Genomic DNA, 17643 nt, shown 5'->3' on the forward strand with positions numbered 1-17643 from the left:
CAGCTCGTAAGATGGGGAGCATGACCTACGAGATCCCGGTGACGCAAGCGCGGGCTGAGCTCGCCGACCTCATCAACCGCGTCGTGTACGGCGGTGAGCGCGTCGTCGTCACCCGGCACGGCAAGCCCCTAGTCGCCCTGGTCTCCGCCGCTGACCTGGCGGAACTGGAGGCGGCCGAGAAGCCCGCCGACGAGCAGGTGGTCAGTACGGTCTCCCGCCTGCGCACGCTCGACTCCGCTCCGGGCGAACAGGGCCGCTTCGGCATCGCCGCCCGCCACCGCGAGCCCGGCTCCTCTTGAGCGCGCGACCGGTCCGACGATCATGAGATCGCAAAGACGAAGTTAACGAGCCGGAAAAACTTCCGCCCTAACGTGCAATGTCTGCTCGCGTACCGCATCTCCGCAGTTCAACAAGGTGTTGACGATCGGTAGGGTCCGCAGCTGTCCGGGGTTCCTCCCGGCAGACGACTGTGAGGTGGAAGAGTGCAGTTGAGTCCGCACGAACAGGAACGCCTAATGATCCATGTGGCGGCGGACGTGGCGGAGAAGCGCAGGGCCCGCGGGGTGCTCCTCAACCACCCCGAGGCCGTCGCCCTGCTCACCGCCCATGTCCTCGAAGGCGCCAGGGAGGGCCGCACGGTCGCCGAGCTGATGGCCTCCGGACGCGAGGTGCTCACCCGCGAAGAAGTCATGGACGGCATCCCCGAGATGATCCACGACGTCCAGGTCGAGGCCACCTTCCCGGACGGCACCAAGCTCGTCACCGTCCACGACCCCATCATCTGAACGGGGCGCCGCGATGATCCCCGGAGAGATCCTTTACGCGGACGGCCCCGTCACCCTCAACGAGGGACGCCCCGTCACCCGCCTGACCGTGCTCAACGCCGCCGACCGGCCCGTCCAGGTCGGCTCCCACTACCACTTCGCCGAGATCAACCCCGGTCTGGAGTTCGACCGCGGCGTCGCGCGCGGGCGGCGGCTGCACATCGCCGCCGGCACCGCCGTCCGCTTCGAGCCCGGCATCCCCGTCGAGGTCGAGCTCGTCCCCCTCGCCGGCCGCCGGATCGTGCCCGGCCTGCGCGGCGAGACCGCCGGCCCCCTCGACCCCACCGCCCAGGACAAGGACGGCGACCGTGCCTGACCTCCACCGCGCCGTCTACGCCGACCTGTTCGGCCCCACCACCGGCGACCGCGTCCGGCTCGCCGACACCGACCTTCTCGTGGAGATCGAGGAGGACCGCAGCGGAGGCCCCGGCCGCGCCGGCGACGAAGCCGTCTTCGGCGGCGGCAAGGTCATCCGCGAGTCCATGGGCCAGGCCCGCACCACCCGTGCCGAGGGCGCCCCCGACACGGTGATCACCGGCGTCGTCGTCATCGACCACTGGGGGATCGTCAAGGCCGACATCGGCATCAGGGACGGCCGGATCACCGCCCTCGGCAAGGCCGGCAACCCCGACACCATGGACGGCGTCCACCCCGACCTGGTGATCGGCCCCGAGACCGAGATCATCGTCGGCAACGGCCGGATCGTCACCGCCGGAGCCGTCGACACCCACGTCCACTTCATCTCGCCGACCGTCGTCGAACAGGCCCTCGCCACCGGCGTCACCACCCTCGTCGGCGGCGGCACGGGACCCGCCGAGGGCACCAAGGCCACCACCGTCACCCCGGGCCCCTGGCACACGGCCCGGATGTTCGAGGCCCTGGACACCTTCCCCGTCAACATCGGTCTGCTCGGCAAGGGCAACACGATGTCCCGCGAAGCCATGCACTCCCAACTGCGCGGCGGAGCCCTCGGATTCAAGATCCACGAGGACTGGGGTGCCACCCCCGCCGTCATCGACACCTGTCTGGACGTGTGCGAGGAGACGGGCGCCCAGCTCGCCATCCACACCGACACCCTGAACGAGGCGGGCTTCGTCGGCGACACCCTCGCCGCCATCGCAGGCCGCACCGTCCACGCGTACCACACCGAGGGCGCCGGCGGCGGGCACGCCCCCGACATCATCACCGTGGTCTCCGAGCCGTACATCCTGCCCAGCTCCACCAACCCGACCCGGCCGCACACCCTCAACACCATCGAGGAACACCTCGACATGCTGATGGTCTGCCACCACCTCAACCCGGCCGTCCCCGAGGACCTCGCCTTCGCGGAGTCCCGCATCCGGCCCTCCACGATCGCCGCCGAGGACGTCCTCCACGACCTCGGCGCCATCTCGATCATCTCCTCCGACGCCCAGGCCATGGGCCGGATCGGCGAGGTGATCATGCGTACCTGGCAGACCGCCCACGTCATGAAGAAGCGACGCGGCGCCCTGCCCGGCGACGGCCGCGCCGACAACCACCGGGCGCGCCGATACGTCGCCAAGTACACGATCAACCCGGCCGTCGCCCAGGGCATGGGCCACCTCATCGGCTCCGTCGAGCCCGGCAAGCTCGCCGACCTGGTCCTGTGGGAGCCCGCCTTCTTCGGGGTCAAGCCGCTCGTCGTCCTCAAGGGCGGACAGATCGCCTACGCGCAGATGGGCGACGCCAACGCCTCCATCCCCACCCCCCAGCCGGTGCTGCCCCGCCCCATGTTCGGCGCGCTCGGCAAGGCCGCGGCGGCCGGCTCGGTCAACTTCGTCGCCCAGGCGGCGATCGAGGACGACATCGCCCAACGGCTCGGCGTGAACAAGGAGTTCACGGCGATCGGCAACACCCGGCGGGTGTCCAAGGCAGACATGCGGGAGAACGACGCGCTGCCCCGCGTCGAGGTCGACGCCGACACCTTCACGGTGACCATCGACGGTGAGGCGGTCGAACCGGCGCCCGCCGCCGAACTGCCCATGGCCCAGCGCTACTTCCTCTTCTGATGACGAGTCGCGCCGCCCTTCTCGTGCTCGCCGACGGGCGTTTCCCCGCCGGCGGGCACGCCCACTCCGGCGGGGCCGAGGCCGCCGTCAAGGCGGGCCGGATCACGGACGCCGCGAGCCTCGCCGCCTTCTGCCGCGGCAGGCTGCACACCAGCGGTCTCACCGCGGCGGCCCTCGCCGCCGCCGCGGCGCTCGGCCACGACCCGCACGCGCTCGACGCCGCCGCCGACGCCCGCACCCCCTCACTCGCCCTGCGCGCCGCCGCCCGCAGGCTGGGCCGGCAGATGATGCGGGCGGCCCGCGCCACCTGGCCGGGACCCGAACTCGACGCGCTCGCCGCCGCGTTCCCGCGCGGCGCCCACCAGCCCGTCGTCCTCGGGCTCGCCGCCCGCTCCGCCGGGCTCGGCCCCGAGGACGCCGCGCACTGCGTCGCGTACGAGACCGTCAGTGGCCCCGCCACCGCCACGGTCCGACTGTTGGGCCTGGACCCCTTCCAGGCCACCGCCGTCCTCGCCCGGCTCGCCCCCGCCATGGACCTGGTCGCCGAGGAAGCCGCCGCTGCCGCCCGGCAGGGCGTCGACGCCCTGCCCGCCGCCTCGGCGCCCCTCCTCGACATCACCGCCGAGCAGCACGCGGCTTGGCCCGTCCGCCTCTTCGCGTCCTGAGCACCACCCGTGAGCATGACCCGTGAGCACCGCTCCCGAGCACCCGCTCCTGAGTACGACTTCTGAGCACCACTCCTGAGAACCGCTGGAGCCGCCCCGTGCACCTCGACCACTCCCACGACCACCACGGCGCCGTCTCGGCCGACGCCCACCGCCCCGACGGCACCCGCCGCGCCCTGCGCATCGGGCTCGGCGGTCCGGTCGGCTCGGGCAAGACCGCCACCGTCGCCGCCCTCTGCCGGGTCCTGCGCGACACCCTCTCGCTCGCCGTCGTCACCAACGACATCTACACCCGGGAGGACGCCGAGTTCCTGCTCCGCAACGCCGTCCTGCCGCCCGAGCGTATCCAGGCCGTCGAGACCGGCGCCTGCCCCCACACCGCCATCCGTGACGACATCTCCGCCAACCTCGAAGCCGTCGAGGAACTGGAGGAGGCGGTCGGGCCGCTCGACCTCATCCTCGTCGAGTCCGGCGGCGACAACCTCACCGCCACCTTCTCCAAGGGACTCGTCGACGCCCAGATCTTCGTCATCGACGTGGCCGGCGGCGACGACATCCCGCGCAAGGGCGGCCCGGGCGTCACCACCGCCGACCTCCTCGTCGTCAACAAGACCGACCTCGCCCCCCATGTGGGCTCCGACCTGGAGCGGATGGCGCGCGACGCCGAGGCGCAGCGCGGCGAACTGCCCGTCGCCTTCACCTCGCTGCGCGCCGAGAACGGCGTCGCGCCCGTCGCCGACTGGGTCCGCGCCCAGCTCGTGGCCTGGACCGCGTGAGCCTGCGCGCCACGGCCCGGATCGCCGCCGACGCGGACGGAGGGCTGCCGCTCCTGGTCAGCGACGGCCCGCTCGCCCTGCGCCGCACCCGGGCGGCCGGCCCGTACACGGGCGCCGCCGGGTCGTACGCGGAGGCCTCCGGTCCGTACACCCGGGTCACCGTCGTCGGGGCGATGAGCGCCCCGCTCGGCGGTGACCGGCTCGCGATCGAGACCGAGGTACGGGACGGGGCCCGGCTCCTGGTCGACTCCGCCGCCGCCACCCTCGCCCTGCCGGGCCGGAGCGCCGAGCCCGCCGCGTACGACCTGCGGATCACCGTCGGCGACGGGGCCGTGCTCCGCTGGCTGCCGGAACAGCTGGTCTCGGTCCGGGGGTCGGACCTGCGGATGCGGACCGTCGTGGAGCTCGCGCCCACCGCGCGGCTGGTCCTCCGTGAGGAGCAGATCCTCGGCCGCCACGGCGAACCGCCCGGCACCCTGTTCACCCGGCTCACCGTGCGCAGGGCCGGACGGCCCCTGCTCGACCAGGAACTGGCCTGCGGCCCCGGCGCTCCCGGCGGCTGGGACGGCGGCGCGGTGCTCGGAGGCCACCGGGCCACCGGTCAACTCCTGGTCGTCGACCCGGCTTTCGCCGGGAAGCCGGTACGGGCCGCGCTGTTCGGGGAGAACGCCGCCGTCACCCCGCTGGCCGGGCCCGCCGCCCTCGCCACCGCGGTCGCGCCGGACGCGCTCACGCTGCGACGCCTGCTCGACAGGATTCTGTCCGAACTCGCCCCGTTCTGACCGTTCCTGAGAGGTCTTTGCGAGGTCACCGCTCAGCGGTACACCGTTCACCGGTTATTGGTTCGGCAAAGAAACAGGTGTTCGCCCTTTCATCTGGAGCCCCCGGGACGAAAGGATCCCCCGACAACCAACACGCGGCGCTGCCACGGGGGCGGCGCCCACTGGGGGAGGACATGTGAGACGCACAGCGGTGCTCGGCTCGGCCGGCACTCTGATAGCGGGCACGCTCGTCGTGGGCGCACTCGCCGCCCCGGCGGCGAACGCCGACAGCAACCGCCATCTGCGCGACGCGGAGTCGATCGGCGTCGCCGTCGCCGCCGCCCGCGCCGCCCAGACGGGCATCGACTGGCAGGACTGCCCGGCCGACTGGGGCCTGGAGAAGCCGATCAAGTGCGGCTGGGTCAGCGTTCCCGTCGACTACGCGAAGCCCAACGGCAAGAAGATCAAGATCGCCGTCGACCGCATCAAGGCCACCGGCACCCCCGCCGAGCGCCAGGGCGCGCTGCTCTACAACCCGGGCGGTCCCGGCGGCTCCGGCCTCCGCTTCCCCCGCCGGGTCACCACCAAGAACGCGATCTGGGCGAACGCCGCCAAGGCCTACGACTTCGTGGGCTTCGACCCGCGCGGCGTCGGCAAGTCGGCCCCCATCTCCTGCGTCGACCCGACCGACTTCGTCAAGGGCCCCAAGCCCGACCCGGTCCCCGACAGCGAGGCCGACAAGCTCGCGCAGCGCAAGCTCGCCGCCGACTACGCCAAGGGCTGTGCCGAGAAGAGCGGCGACCTGCTGCCCTTCATGAACACCCCCAACACCGCCCGCGACCTCGACGTCGTCCGCGCCGCCCTCGGCGAGCAGAAGCTCAACTTCGTCGGCGTCTCCTACGGCACCTACCTCGGCGCGGTCTACGGCACGCTCTTCCCGAGCCACGTCCGCCGCATGGTCCTCGACAGCGTCGTCAACCCGTCGACGCGGAAGATCTGGTACGAGGTCAACCTCGACCAGGACATCGCCTTCGAGGGCCGGCTCAAGGACTGGATGACCTGGGTCGCCCAGAACGACGCCACCTACCACCTCGGGGACACCCTGGCGGAGGTCCAGCAGCAGTGGGTGACCCTGCGCGCCGCCGCCAAGAAGGCCCCCCTCGGCGGGAAGGTCGGCCCGGCGGAGCTCATCGGCTTCTTCCAGAACGCCCCGTACTACGACTCCACCTGGGCCCTGGTGGCCGAGGCCTGGAGCGCGTACGCCGCCGGTGACCCGCAGCCGCTGATCGACAACGCCGCGGCCGACCTCACCGACACGGCCGGCAACATCGCCTCGGAGAACGGCAACGCCGTCTACACCGCGGTCGAGTGCAACGACGCCGCCTGGCCGACCAGCTGGAAGAAGTGGGACCGGGACAACACCCGCCTCCACGAGCAGTACCCCTTCATGACCTGGGCCAACGCGTGGATGAACCTCCCCTGCGCCACCTGGTCCGCCCCGCGCCAGCGCCCGACGGAGGTGAAGACCGGCAAGGGCCTGCCGCCGGTGCTCATCGCCCAGTCCGAGCGTGACGCCGCCACCCCGTACGCCGGCGCCGTCGAGCTGCACAAGCGTTTCAAGGGCTCGCGACTGATCACGGAGAAGGACGCCGGCTCGCACGGCATCACCAACCTGGTCAACCCCTGCCTCAACGCCAAGGTCGAGACCTACCTGCTGACCGGCAAGGTCGACGCCACGGACCAGACGTGCGCCCCGCACGCCACTCCGCAGCCGTAACACCGTCCGGAACCGGATGAGGAGGGGGGCGGGGCCGTGCGACGGCCCCGCCCCTCTCCACCGTCTCACCGCGAGGCCAGCCAGGCGTCCTCGGCCGCGTAGTCGAAGAAGTCCACCCCGTACTTCGCCAGCCCCGGGAAGACCTCCCGCCAGTCTCGTCCCGCCACCCGCTCGCTCAGCCACGCGACCGTCTCCGGCAGCGACGCGGTGTACGACACCACCGGCCGGTAGCCCAACTCCCGCTGCGCCGCCGTCATGTCGTAGACGATCGGATGCTCCGAGGTCCACGGGGTGAGCCCCACGAGCCCGTCCGGCGCTCCCTCGATCAGCACCGTCTCACTCGTGACGCCCACGACCGCGTCGATCGCCCCCCCGATCTCGGCCACCGTCGGCGCCTCCGGGTCCGCGCCGTTCAGCACCCGGCTGCCCGGCTTCGCCGCCGCCAGCCGGATCAGCTCCGCCAGGTTGTCGACATGGGCCGGATGGAACCGCGAGGTCCCGCCGTACGCGAGGAGACGCACCGGCCGGCCGTCCAACGCCCGCTTCACGAACCACAGCTCGCGCGGACCCGGGCAGTGCGGCCCGTGGATCGCGCCCGCCCGCACCAGCGTCGTCGGCAGTGTCTCGCCCGCCGCGAGCAGATGCCGTTCCAGGGCGATCTTGCGCGTGCCGTACGTGCCGTGACCGGGGGCGACCGTCCGCCAGTCCTCCGGGATCGGCACCGGATAGGCCGGGAAGCCGTCCGGCCGGTCCTGCGTGTCGAAGCTGCGCCCCTTCTCGTCCTCGTACACCGCCCCGCTGGAGATCACCACCGCCGAACCGATCCGGTCCGCCAGCCCGGTCAACTGTGCGGCGTGCCCGGCGTCGTACGCCACCATGTCCACCAGGACGTCGGTGCCCCCGCCGAGCGCCGACGCCAAGGCGCCCTCCTCGTTCCGGTCGAGCCGGACCGACCGGACCTCGTCCGGCCAGCCGCCGTCCCTGCCGCCGCCCCGCGAGGCGGCCGTCACCTCCCAGCCGTCCGCGACGAGCGCCCGCACGGCCGCCCGCCCCACCTGTCCCGATCCGCCCAGCACGAACGCGTTTCCCTTGGTCATGAACGCGACGCTAAGGGCGGCGGGGACGGCGGCCCAGGGCATTGCGCCACGCGCGGATCCGCCCTCAGCGTTCTCCCCGGGGGAACTTTCGCGCCGGGCCCTCGTTCTCCTCCGCCGCGGCCTTCACCACCGCCGCGTACTCGTCCACGTACTCCTGCCCGGACAACCGCAGGATCTCGTACATGATCTCGTCCGTCACCGCGCGGACCACCGCCTTCTCACCGGCCGAACCCCTGAACCGGGAGAAGTCCAGCGGCTCCCCGAACCGGATGGTGACCCGGCGGACCCTCGGCACGACCTTCCCCGGCGGCTGGATCTCGAAGGTCCCCACCATCGCGCAGGGCACCACCGGCACCCCCGCCGTCAGCGCCATCACCGCCACCCCCACCTTGCCCTTGTACAGCCGCCCGTCGTGCGAACGCGTCCCCTCCGGGTAGATGCCGAGCAGCTCCCCCCGGTCCAGCACCCCGAGCCCCTCACGGATCGCCGCCCGCCCGGCCTCCTTCCCCGACCGGTCCACCGGGATCTGGCCGGCGGCCCGGAAGAACGCGGCCGTCAGCCGCCCCTTGATCCCCGGCCCCGTGAAGTACTCCTGCTTCGCCAGAAAGGTGATCCGCCGGTCGAGCACCACCGGCATCAGGAAATGGTCCGAGAAGGAGAGGTGGTTGCCCGCGACGATCGCCGCACCCTCCTCCGGGATGTGTTCGAGCCCCTCGATCCGGGGCCGGAAGAGCAGTCTCAGGAGCGGTCCGAGCAGTACGTACTTCATCAGGTGGTAGAACACCCGCGACCCCCGTTCGTCGTCCTTCCACCCGTTGTATCGGCGCGGGGGCCCGTGGTCCACTGGTGGGGGAGCGTCACCATGACGGACGACCAGCGTGGTACCAGACGCCCCGGCCGTGTCCTCACCGCGCTGCTGTGCGCGCTGACGGCGGCCGGGCTGTACGGCTGCTCCCACCCGGGCACACCGGAACCGTCCCCCACACCCACCCCCGTGCCCGCCACCACGAGCCCCGCAGCCACCGGGCGCTCGCCCTTCACCGGGCTCCCGGCGAAACCCGCCCCCGTCCTCGCCGTCAAGATCGACAACGTGGCCGAGGCCCGCCCCCACACCGGCCTCGGCTCGGCCGACCTCGTCTACGTCGAACAGGTCGAGGGAGGGGTGACCAGGCTCCTCGCCGTCTACTCCTCCCGCCTCCCCGACCGGACCGGCCCCGTCCGCAGCGCCCGCGAGTCCGACATCGAACTCCTCGCCCAGTTCGGTACCCCGGCGCTCGCCTACTCCGGCTCCCAGACCGCCCTGAAACCCCTGCTCAAGGCCGCCCCGCTGTACCCGCTGCCACAGGAGGACGCCCCCCGGGCGTTCGTCCGCAGCGCCGCCCGTCCGGCCCCCCACAACCTGTACCTGCTGCCCGGCCGCGCCCTGGCCGCGGCCCCGGACGCCGGCCTCTCCCAGGACATCGGCTTCCGCTTCGGGCCCGCCCCCGAGGGCGGCACCCCGGTCCGCGAGCGCACCGTGCGCTACCCCGCCGCCCGCTACACCTTCACCTGGAACGCGGCGGAGAAGGACTGGCGGGTCGCGATGGACGGGCGTGCGGCCCGCACCACCGATACGGGACCGCTCAAGCCGACGACCGTCGTCGTCCAGCACGTGAACATCCGCCCCTCGCGCTTCCACGACTTCCTCGGCAACATCTCCCCGTACACCGAGAGCGTCGGCAGCGGTACGGCGCAGGTGCTGCGGGACGGGCGGTCGTACGAGGCCCACTGGGCCCGGCCCAAGGCGACGTCCGGCACCACGTTCACCACCCCGGCCGGCAAGCCGCTCGCCTTCGCACCGGGACAGATCTGGGTGGTACTCGCCCCCAAGGGCTAGCCCCTTCCGGAAGGCCCGGGGGAGGTGCCACGGCGGGACCGCCCGTCACGAGGCGACCACGGCCGACCCGTCAGGAGGCGACCACGGCCGACCCGTCAGGAGGCGACCACGGCCGACGGGAACCGCGCGGTGGCCAGCACCGAGCCGTCGGGAGCGAGCAGCTGGGCGCCGGACACCGCCGAGGGATCCACGTTCGCCGGCGCGCCCCAGTAGCCGTACCCGCCCTTGAGGGCGAAGGAGCCGAGGGGAACCGCGCTGCCGTCGGTACGTTCGAGGCGGCAGCGGACCGGTCCGTCCCGTCCGTTCAGCTCGACGGACATGTAGACCCAGCCCGGCGTGCCGGGGTGGGCGTAGATCCGGCCGACCTCGCGACCGTCGGCGACCAGAGCCGCCTCCAGCAGACCGCTGTGCGCCGGATGCGCGGGGGCGGAGGCCACCAGCGGCTCGTTCACGGCGGTGCTGATCGCCCAGCCACCGAAGCCACAGGCGACCGCGAGGGCGGCGCCGGCCGCCGCGAGCCGGGGACGCAGGAGGCGGCGCCGCGCCGACGTCCGGGACCGCTCGGGCCGGTCGGACTTCTGGATGGGCTCGGGCGGCCCGGAGTTCTCCACGCGCTCGGGCCGCTCGCCGAACCGCTCGGTGAACAGCTCCCCGAACCGTGCGGTGACGCGGGTCTCGAAGCCCACCGGCGGCTCCGAGCCGGGCAGCAGCCCCAGCAGGCCGTCACCGAGGGGGGTCAGCCGCGCGATGTGCTCCCGGCACCCGGGGCAGTGGTCCAGATGCGCGACCGCGAGGGCACGCTCCCGCGCCGGGAGCACACCCAGCGCCAGTTCGGCGTCGAGCTCCCTCAGTCCCTCACAGGTCAGGTCGTCGCTCATCGCCGGTTCACCTCGGCTCCCCATGCCGCCCGCAGCCTGCGCAGCGCCGTCCTGATCCGCGTCTTCGCCGTACCCAGCGGAATGTCCTCGAAGTCGGCGACCTCCCGCGCGGTCATCCCGTAGATCGCGGCCATCGCCAGCGCGCGGGCCTGTTCCCTCGGCAGGCGGGCCAGGGCCGCCCCGATCCCGGCCGTCGTCTCGGCGTCGAGGGCCCGGTCCTCGGGGGTGTCGGTCATGACGCCGAGGAGGGCGTCCAGATCCTCCGGGGCCACAGGGTCGGCCCGGCGCGCCCGCACCGCGTCGACCGCGAGGTTGTGGGCGATGGTCGTCAGCCAGGTCTTCACCGAACCACGCCGCGCGTCGTAGACCGAGGCGTGCCGCCAGGCCCGCTCGAAGGTCTGCTGGGCGATGTCCTCGGCGAGCTGGGTGTCGCCGACGACGGCGACCGCGACACCGAACACCGTGCGCTGGAAACGGCGCACGAACGCGACGGCGATCTCGGGATCTCCGGTGGTCAGGCCGGACAGCAGCGCCTCGTCCGGCGCGTGCCCGAGCGACATACCCATGCTCCGCATACCCCTGGATACGTTTCGCCGCCCCCAGGGGATTGCGCCGGATCCGGATCCGTGCGGGAACACCCCCTCATTCTCCTCCTCCGGCCCCGCGCAATCCCTCCGCGCCGCTCGTCCGTATCCCCTGCGGAACGGAAATCCCGAAGAGCGAATCCCCCCGGAGAACGCATCCCCGAGGACGAGAACGGGCGGAGGGCGGAGTGATGACAGGGACACGCACGCGGAGCCGCGTGGCGCTCGGGGTGGCGGCCGGAGCGCTCACCGGGCTGCTGGCAGCCTGCGGGAGCGGCGGCGGGTCGGCGAGCACCTCACCACCGGCACAGACCACCTCACCACCGGCACAGAGCAGCACGGCGGGCAGCACCCAGGTGACCGCCGACCTCTCCGACTTCCACATCGCGTTGTCGCAGCAGACGTACAAGGCCGGCGGCTACACCTTCGTCGTCAACAACATCGGCCACCACGTCCACGCCCTGGAGGTCGAGGGCCCCGGCGGACAGGCCCGCTCGCAGAACCTGGATCCCGGCAAGAGCACCAAGCTGACCGTGACGCTGAAGTCCGGCAAGTACGAGATCTACTGCCCCGTCGACGGACACAAGGACCTGGGCATGAAGACGGAGATCACCGTGAGTGGTGCCGGGGGAGCGGTGAACCAGAGCCCGACGGGCAATGGCAATGGCAATGGCAATGGCAATGGTTACTGAGCGGGCCTGGAGCGTCGTCGCGCTGCGCCTGGCCGGTGCCGCTCTGACGGCGGCGATGGCGGCGATCCACCTCCGCCTCTGGGACACCGGCTACCGGGACCTGGCGACGATCGGCGTGCTCTTCCTGCTGAACGGCATCGGCGGCGCGCTGCTGACCCTCGCGCTGCTGGCCGCGCCGACCCGGTTCCTCGCCGTCCCGGCCGCCCTGGGCGCGCTCTTCACGGCCGGCACGCTGGCCGGTCTGGTCGTCAGCCTCACCACCGGACTCTTCGGCTTCCAGGAGTCCATCGACGCGGAACTGGTCGTACCCACGATCGTCGTCGAGTCGGCGGGAATCATCGTGCTCGCGGTCCTGGCCGCCGTCACCGCGCGCGGCTTCCCCCGCCGCACGACCGGAGGAGAGGCGGGTGGGTAGCCCGGCGGCCGGTCGACCACCGGGACGATCAGGGATGCGCGGGCCCGGCCCCCGCCGGTGGGCGGGGGCGCGGCGCGGGCGGGGACGCGCTGTCCGACGCGGCCATCCCGATCGTCGCCACACCGAGCACCACCCAGCCGAACCAGAGCCAGCCGCTGCTGCCGAGCGCCACCGTGTACGCCGTGGTCAGCACCAGCGCGGCGCAGGTGAGCACCGCCATCGTCTTCGTGGGACCGGACATTGCGTCCTCCTCCCGACCGAGGTCGCGGAAGCCGTCCAGCCCATCGTCACCCCGGGAGAGGGGCGCGCGCTACTCCCCGGACGCTCCGGCGTGCGCCGGAGTCAGCGGCCTCGGGTCTGGAGCGAGGCGAGGTAGGCGTTGTACGCCTCCAGCTCCTTGTCGCCGTTCCGGTCGGCGGCCCGGTCCTGGCGGACCGCCTGCCGCTGCTCGGAGTGGTACCACTGGTAGACCAGCGCGATCAGCACCAGCACCGACGGGATCTCGCTGAACGCCCAGGCGATGCCGCCCGCCGCGTTCTGGTCGGTGAGCACGTCGATCCCCAGCGAGGCCGGCGGGTTCTCGTACGCCTTGACCATCGGCTCGGTGGCCATCATCAGCGCGATGCCGAAGAAGGCGTGGAACGGCATGCCCGCGAACAGCTCCAGCATCCGCATCACGAACCCCGGCCGGTGCGGACCCGGGTCGACGCCCATGATCGGCCAGAAGAAGACCACGCCCACCATCAGGAAGTGCACCATCATCCCGATGTGCCCCGCCTTCGAGCCCATCAGGAAGTCGAAGAGCGGAGTGAAGTACAGCGCGTACAGGCTCGCGATGAACATCGGGATCGTGAAGCCGGGGTGCGTGATCACCTTCATGTACCGGCTGTGCAGCAGCTTCAGCAGCAGTTCGCGCGGACCCGTGGAGCCGCGGCCCGCCACCGGGAGCGCCCGCAGCGCCAGCGTGATGGGCGCGCCGAGCAGCAGCAGGATCGGCGACAGCATGGAGATCACCATGTGCTGCACCATGTGCACGCTGAACATGACCATGCCGTAGTCGTTGAGCCTGGTGCACATCACGAGCGCGATCGTCAGCACGCCGACCGTGAAGAACACCGTCCGGCTCACCGGCCAGGCGTCCCCGCGCCGCCGTAGCCTCACCACGCCCCACCCGTACAGCCCGAGCCCCGCGAGGCAGCCGATCAGGAAGAAGAGGTCGGGCGAGAACTCCAGGCCCCGACCCAGCGTGAACGGCGGCAGATCCGTGGTCATGCCGTGCCCGCTGTGATCCATCGTGTGCACTCCTGGAGCCCGATTCGCGCTTGTTGTCCGCACCAGACTAGAACCGCCCCCGGTCGCGATCGCGACCGGGGGCGGATGTCACGCGAAGACGACCCTCAGAGCACGCACTCGGCCTCGGCGTAGCGGTCGGCCGGGACCGTCTTGAGGGTCTCCACGGCCTGGGCCAGCGGAACCATCGTGATCTCGGTGCCGCGCAGCGCGGTCAGCATGCCGAACTCGCCCCGGTGCGCCGCCTCGACCGCGTGCCAGCCGAAGCGGGTGGCGAGGACGCGGTCGTACGCGGTGGGGGTGCCGCCGCGCTGGACGTGGCCCAGGATCACCGGGCGGGCCTCCTTGCCGAGCCGCCGCTCCAGCTCGGCGGAGAGCTGGTTGGCGATCCCGGTGAAGCGCTCGTGACCGTAGATGTCGGTGCCTGCGGTCTTGAAGTCCATCGAGCCCTCGGCCGGCTTCGCGCCCTCGGCCACGACGACGATCGCGAACCGCTTGCCGGCCTCGAAGCGCTCGCCGACCCGGGCGGTCAGCTCGTCGATGTCGAAGGGCCGCTCGGGGACGACGACGGCGTGGGCGCCGGCGGCCATGCCGGAGTGCAGCGCTATCCAGCCGGTGTGACGGCCCATGACCTCGACGACCAGGACGCGCTGGTGGGACTCGGCGGTGGTCTTCAGCCGGTCCAGGGCCTCGGTGGCGACGGTCACGGCGGTGTCGAAGCCGAAGGTGACGTCGGTGGAGGCGATGTCGTTGTCGATGGTCTTCGGGACGCCGACGATCGGGAGGCCCGCCTCGGAGAGGAGGTTCGCCGCCTTGAGGGTGCCCTCGCCGCCGATCGGGATGATGGCGTCGAGACCGAGGTCGGCGACGTGGCCGCGGGCGCGCTCGACGCCGCCGACCAGATGCGCGGGCTGGACCCGCGAGGAGCCGAGGATGGTGCCGCCCCGGGCGAGGATGCCGCCCACCGCGTCCAGATCGAGCTTGCGGTAGTCGCATTCCAGGAGGCCACGCCACCCGTCGTGGAAGCCGATGACCTCGTCGCCGTGGTCGACGACCGCGCGGTGCACGACGGATCGGATGACAGCGTTCAGACCGGGGCAGTCTCCGCCGGAGGTGAGCACGCCAATGCGCATAGCCCAAAAACCTTTGCAACGTGGGCCGACTCCCGGACCACGTCGTCCGGCTGGATCCCCGCCACCCTATCGCCGCAGGGTGGCGGGGCCGAACCGGATGTCCGCACAGTGGACAACGTACGTTCGTACGAGGGACCGGCGGTGGTGCGGGGCCGACTCAGGCGGGCTGCGAGGCGGCCGCGATGCGCTCGGCGCGCAGCGCCTCGTACCAGCGGTCGTCGGTCGGCGGCAGCGCGTTCACGTCGAGGGCCAGCTTCAGGAGCAGGTCCGCGATCTGCGGGTTGCGGGCCATGACCGGGCCGTGCATGTACGTACCGAAGACGGTGTCGTTGTACGCGCCCTCGGTGCCGTCGCCGGTGCCGTTGCCGTTGCCGTAGACGGTCCGGGCGAACGGCCGGGCCGTGGGGCCGAGATGGGTGATGCCCTGGTGGTTCTCGAAGCCCGTCAGCTGGGGGAGGCCCAGCTGCGGGTCGATGTCCGCGAGGACGTCGCCGACGCAGCGCTCGCCCTCGCCGCGGGTGGAGATCACGTCGATCAGGCCGAGGCCGGCCTCGCGCTCGCCGAGGTCGTTGATGAACTCGTGGCCCAGGATCTGGTAGCCGGCGCAGACCGAGAAGATGATCGCGCCGTTGGAGGCGGCCCGGCTGAGGCCGCCGTCCCGCCGCAGCCGCTCGGCCGCGAGCCGCTGCGGGCGGTCCTCGCCGCCGCCGATCAGATAGATGTCGCCGGAGGTCGGGATCGGCTGGTCGCTGCGGACGTCGACGCGCTCGACGCTGAGGCGGCGCTGCTCGGCGCGGCGCTGCACGACCAGGACGTTGCCCTGGTCGCCGTAGGTGCTGAGCAGGTCCGGGTAGACCCAGACCAGGCGCAGGCTGCTGTCACTCATGCTGCATGTCCTCTACGGGTCAGTTGCCGACGCGGCGGCGGACGTCCTGGAAGGCGGTGTAGTTGGCGATCAGCTCGATCTGGCCGGGCGGGGCCATCGAGACGGCCTCGTCCAGCGTCTCGCAGACGCGGAAGTCCACACCCGCGACCTCCAGGCGGACCGCGAGGTCGAGCCGGCGGTCGCCGATCACCATGATCGGGTGCCCGGCGAGCCGGGCGTAGTCCACGTCCCACAGCCAGGAGGTGTCCGTGCCGTCGGCGCCGCGCGCGTTCACGGAGAGGATCACCGGGGCGGGCGGCCCGTCGATGAGGGAGAACGTCTCGAGCCAGCCGGCCGGGTTCTTCGCCAGCAGCAGGCGCAGCTCGCGGCTCTGGAAGGAGACCACGTCGTAGCGGCCCGCGACGGCCTGCACCTGGTACATGCGCTCCAGGGCCACCTGCGGCGGCACCCCGAAGACGGCGGCGACGGCGGCCGAGGTGGCGGCGTTCGCCTTGTTGGCGCGGCCGGGCAGCTGGAGCCGGATCGGCCAGGCCGAACCGTGCGGGTCGAGCACGTGGTCGCCGCTGAGCGCCCAGCTCGGGGCGGGGCGGCGGAAGCCGCACTCGCCGCAGAACCAGTCGTCGCCCGGACGCTGCATCACACCGCCGCAGGCGGGGCAGGACCACGCGTCGTCCTTCCACTCCTGGCCGGCGGCGACCCACACCACGTTGGGGGAGGAGGAGGCGGCCCACACGATGAGCGGGTCGTCGGCGTTGGCCACGACCACGGCCTTGGTGCCGTTGAGGCCCTCGCGCCACTTCTCGGCGAGCATCCGGGTCTCCGCGGCGCGGTCGAGCTGGTCGCGGGAGAGGTTGAGCAGCGCGATGACCTTGGGCGTGGTGTCACGGGCGACGCCGGCGAGGTACTTCTCGTCGACCTCGATGACGCCGTACTTGGAGTCCGTGCCGCCGGCCAGCGCCGAGGTGATCCCGGCGGGCATGTTGGCGCCGAGCGCGTTCGAGACGACGGGGCCGGCGGCGCGCAGGGCCTCCGCGATCAGCCGGGTCGTCGTCGTCTTGCCGTTGGTCGCCGACACCAGGACGACGTCCAGATGCTGTGCGAGCCGGCCGAGGAGGTCGGGGTCGAGCTTCAGCGCCACCTTGCCGCCGATCACGGATCCGCTGCCGCGTCCCGCCGCACGCGACACCGCGGCCGCGGCCTTGCCAGCCGTCACGGCCAGCTTGGCGCGCGGCGACAGCGGCTCTGGATTACCGGGGTGTCCTGACATCTCTCTTGTTCCTCCTTGCGTCGGTCCGGGCTCAGCCTATCGAGATCCGGCCAGCAGCCCGAACAGCGGCACCGCCGAGCGGTCGCGGGAAACAGCCAGGTCACGGCGGACCGTACCCTTACGGCCATGCGAAACCGCCCCATCCCCGGCAGTTCCGGCCTCGTCCGAGCGATGTCCCTGCTCGGCGACCCCGTGCTGCACAGCCCCTGCGAGCCCGTCACCGACTTCGGTCCCGAACTGTTCCGGCTCGTCGAGGACATGTTCGCCACGATGTACGCGGCGAACGGCGTGGGCCTGGCGGCGAACCAGGTCGGCGTCGGCCTGCGGGTCTTCGTGTACGACTGCCCGGACGACGAGGAGACCCGCCACCTGGGCCATGTGGTGAACCCGCGCCTGGTGGCGGCGGACGGCGACGTGCTCCGCGGCCCCGAGGGCTGTCTGTCGCTGCCGGGCCTGGAGGCCCCGACGCCCCGTCACGACCGTGCGGTGGTGGAGGGCGTCCGCGTGGACGGCACGCCGATACGGGTCGAGGGCACCGGGTTCTTCGCCCGCTGCCTCCAGCACGAGACCGACCACCTGGACGGCGGGGTCTACGCGGACCATGTCACGGGGTGGCGGAAGTCACGTCTGCTCCGGGCGATTCGCAAGGAGCCGTGGGGCGGGAAGGCCTCGGTGCTGGAGCGCTGAGGTTC

21 protein-coding genes are annotated in these 17643 nt (G+C 72.2%); 12 read left to right on the plus strand and 9 right to left on the minus strand.

What is annotated here, in order from left to right; all coding sequences use genetic code 11:
• Positions 1-20: 20 nt before the first annotated feature.
• The 8 genes from ABT154_RS24465 (at position 21) to ABT154_RS24500 (ending at position 6833) form a co-directional block, all read left to right on the plus strand.
• Positions 21-299, plus strand: coding sequence for a type II toxin-antitoxin system Phd/YefM family antitoxin (locus tag ABT154_RS24465; RefSeq protein WP_351859038.1), 279 nt, complete (start codon positions 21-23; stop codon positions 297-299).
• Between the two features lie 183 nt (positions 300-482).
• Positions 483-785, plus strand: a complete 303-nt coding sequence (locus tag ABT154_RS24470; RefSeq protein ID WP_351859040.1) for an urease subunit gamma — start codon at positions 483-485, stop codon at positions 783-785.
• Between the two features lie 13 nt (positions 786-798).
• Entirely contained in the window at positions 799-1140 is a 342-nt protein-coding gene (locus ABT154_RS24475) for an urease subunit beta (protein WP_351859042.1), read from the plus strand.
• Positions 1133-2854: an urease subunit alpha gene (locus ABT154_RS24480; protein WP_351859044.1), complete on the plus strand. Its 1722-nt coding sequence runs from the start codon at positions 1133-1135 to the stop codon at positions 2852-2854. The genes ABT154_RS24475 and ABT154_RS24480 overlap by 8 nt, the downstream gene beginning before the upstream one ends.
• Positions 2854-3519, plus strand: a complete 666-nt coding sequence (locus tag ABT154_RS24485; protein WP_351859046.1) for an urease accessory protein UreF — start codon at positions 2854-2856, stop codon at positions 3517-3519. Before ABT154_RS24480 ends, ABT154_RS24485 begins: the two co-directional genes overlap by 1 nt.
• 98 nt (positions 3520-3617) lie before the next feature.
• Positions 3618-4295, plus strand: a complete 678-nt coding sequence (gene ureG / locus ABT154_RS24490) for an urease accessory protein UreG (protein WP_351859048.1) — start codon at positions 3618-3620, stop codon at positions 4293-4295.
• The gene (locus ABT154_RS24495; RefSeq protein ID WP_351859050.1) at positions 4292-5077 is read left to right on the plus strand and encodes an urease accessory protein UreD; all 786 of its coding nucleotides are present in this window, start codon (positions 4292-4294) and stop codon (positions 5075-5077) included. Before ureG ends, ABT154_RS24495 begins: the two co-directional genes overlap by 4 nt.
• 175 nt (positions 5078-5252) lie before the next feature.
• On the plus strand, positions 5253-6833 hold the full coding sequence (locus ABT154_RS24500; RefSeq protein WP_351859052.1) for an alpha/beta hydrolase: 1581 nt from the start codon (positions 5253-5255) through the stop codon (positions 6831-6833).
• A 65-nt stretch (positions 6834-6898) separates the two neighbouring features.
• On the opposite strand, the gene ABT154_RS24505 is transcribed toward ABT154_RS24500, so the two are convergent.
• Positions 6899-7930 carry an NAD-dependent epimerase/dehydratase family protein gene (locus tag ABT154_RS24505; protein WP_351859054.1) on the minus strand — a complete coding sequence of 344 codons (1032 nt, stop codon included), beginning with the start codon at positions 7928-7930 and terminating at the stop codon, positions 6899-6901.
• Positions 7931-7994: 64 nt separating this feature from the next.
• A complete protein-coding gene (locus ABT154_RS24510; RefSeq protein WP_351859056.1) occupies positions 7995-8714 on the minus strand; it encodes a lysophospholipid acyltransferase family protein in 720 nt (239 codons plus the stop codon).
• A gap of 78 nt (positions 8715-8792) precedes the next feature.
• Between ABT154_RS24510 and ABT154_RS24515 the strand changes: the two genes are divergently transcribed.
• Complete coding sequence (locus ABT154_RS24515; RefSeq protein WP_351859058.1) at positions 8793-9806, plus strand: DUF3048 domain-containing protein; 1014 nt, start codon at positions 8793-8795, stop codon at positions 9804-9806.
• A gap of 95 nt (positions 9807-9901) precedes the next feature.
• Here ABT154_RS24515 and ABT154_RS24520 read toward each other — a convergent pair whose 3' ends face one another.
• Together ABT154_RS24520 and ABT154_RS24525 are read right to left on the minus strand one after the other, a co-directional pair.
• The gene (locus ABT154_RS24520; RefSeq protein ID WP_351859060.1) at positions 9902-10684 is read right to left on the minus strand and encodes a zf-HC2 domain-containing protein; all 783 of its coding nucleotides are present in this window, start codon (positions 10682-10684) and stop codon (positions 9902-9904) included.
• Positions 10681-11244, minus strand: a complete 564-nt coding sequence (locus ABT154_RS24525; RefSeq protein WP_502969576.1) for an RNA polymerase sigma factor — start codon at positions 11242-11244, stop codon at positions 10681-10683. The genes ABT154_RS24520 and ABT154_RS24525 overlap by 4 nt, the downstream gene beginning before the upstream one ends.
• 215 nt (positions 11245-11459) lie before the next feature.
• On the opposite strand from ABT154_RS24525, the gene ABT154_RS24530 reads away from it, so the two are divergent.
• Together ABT154_RS24530 and ABT154_RS24535 are read left to right on the plus strand one after the other, a co-directional pair.
• Positions 11460-11960 carry a cupredoxin domain-containing protein gene (locus ABT154_RS24530; RefSeq protein ID WP_351859063.1) on the plus strand — a complete coding sequence of 167 codons (501 nt, stop codon included), beginning with the start codon at positions 11460-11462 and terminating at the stop codon, positions 11958-11960.
• Positions 11950-12375 (plus strand): hypothetical protein, encoded by a 426-nt coding sequence (locus ABT154_RS24535; RefSeq protein WP_351859065.1) that lies wholly within the window; start codon positions 11950-11952, stop codon positions 12373-12375. Before ABT154_RS24530 ends, ABT154_RS24535 begins: the two co-directional genes overlap by 11 nt.
• Before the next feature lie 28 nt (positions 12376-12403).
• Here the strand turns inward: ABT154_RS24535 and ABT154_RS24540 are convergent, their stop codons facing one another.
• The 5 genes from ABT154_RS24540 to ABT154_RS24560 form a co-directional block, all read right to left on the minus strand.
• Positions 12404-12616, minus strand: coding sequence for a hypothetical protein (locus tag ABT154_RS24540; protein ID WP_351859269.1), 213 nt, complete (start codon positions 12614-12616; stop codon positions 12404-12406).
• Between the two features lie 101 nt (positions 12617-12717).
• Positions 12718-13668, minus strand: coding sequence for a cytochrome c oxidase assembly protein (locus ABT154_RS24545; protein WP_351859067.1), 951 nt, complete (start codon positions 13666-13668; stop codon positions 12718-12720).
• 104 nt (positions 13669-13772) lie between these two features.
• Positions 13773-14798: a 6-phosphofructokinase gene (locus tag ABT154_RS24550; RefSeq protein ID WP_317873492.1), complete on the minus strand. Its 1026-nt coding sequence runs from the start codon at positions 14796-14798 to the stop codon at positions 13773-13775.
• Between the two features lie 157 nt (positions 14799-14955).
• On the minus strand, positions 14956-15684 hold the full coding sequence (locus tag ABT154_RS24555; protein ID WP_056555152.1) for a type 1 glutamine amidotransferase: 729 nt from the start codon (positions 15682-15684) through the stop codon (positions 14956-14958).
• A gap of 19 nt (positions 15685-15703) precedes the next feature.
• Entirely contained in the window at positions 15704-16951 is a 1248-nt protein-coding gene (locus tag ABT154_RS24560; RefSeq protein WP_351859069.1) for a Mur ligase family protein, read from the minus strand.
• A 126-nt stretch (positions 16952-17077) separates the two neighbouring features.
• Here ABT154_RS24560 and def point away from each other — a divergent pair, with 126 nt between their 5' ends.
• Positions 17078-17638, plus strand: a complete 561-nt coding sequence (gene def / locus ABT154_RS24565; protein WP_351859071.1) for a peptide deformylase — start codon at positions 17078-17080, stop codon at positions 17636-17638.
• Positions 17639-17643 lie beyond the last annotated feature (5 nt).

It is taken from the genome of Streptomyces sp. NPDC001728, from assembly GCF_040297565.1.
Classification (GTDB): Bacteria; Actinomycetota; Actinomycetes; order Streptomycetales; family Streptomycetaceae; genus Streptomyces.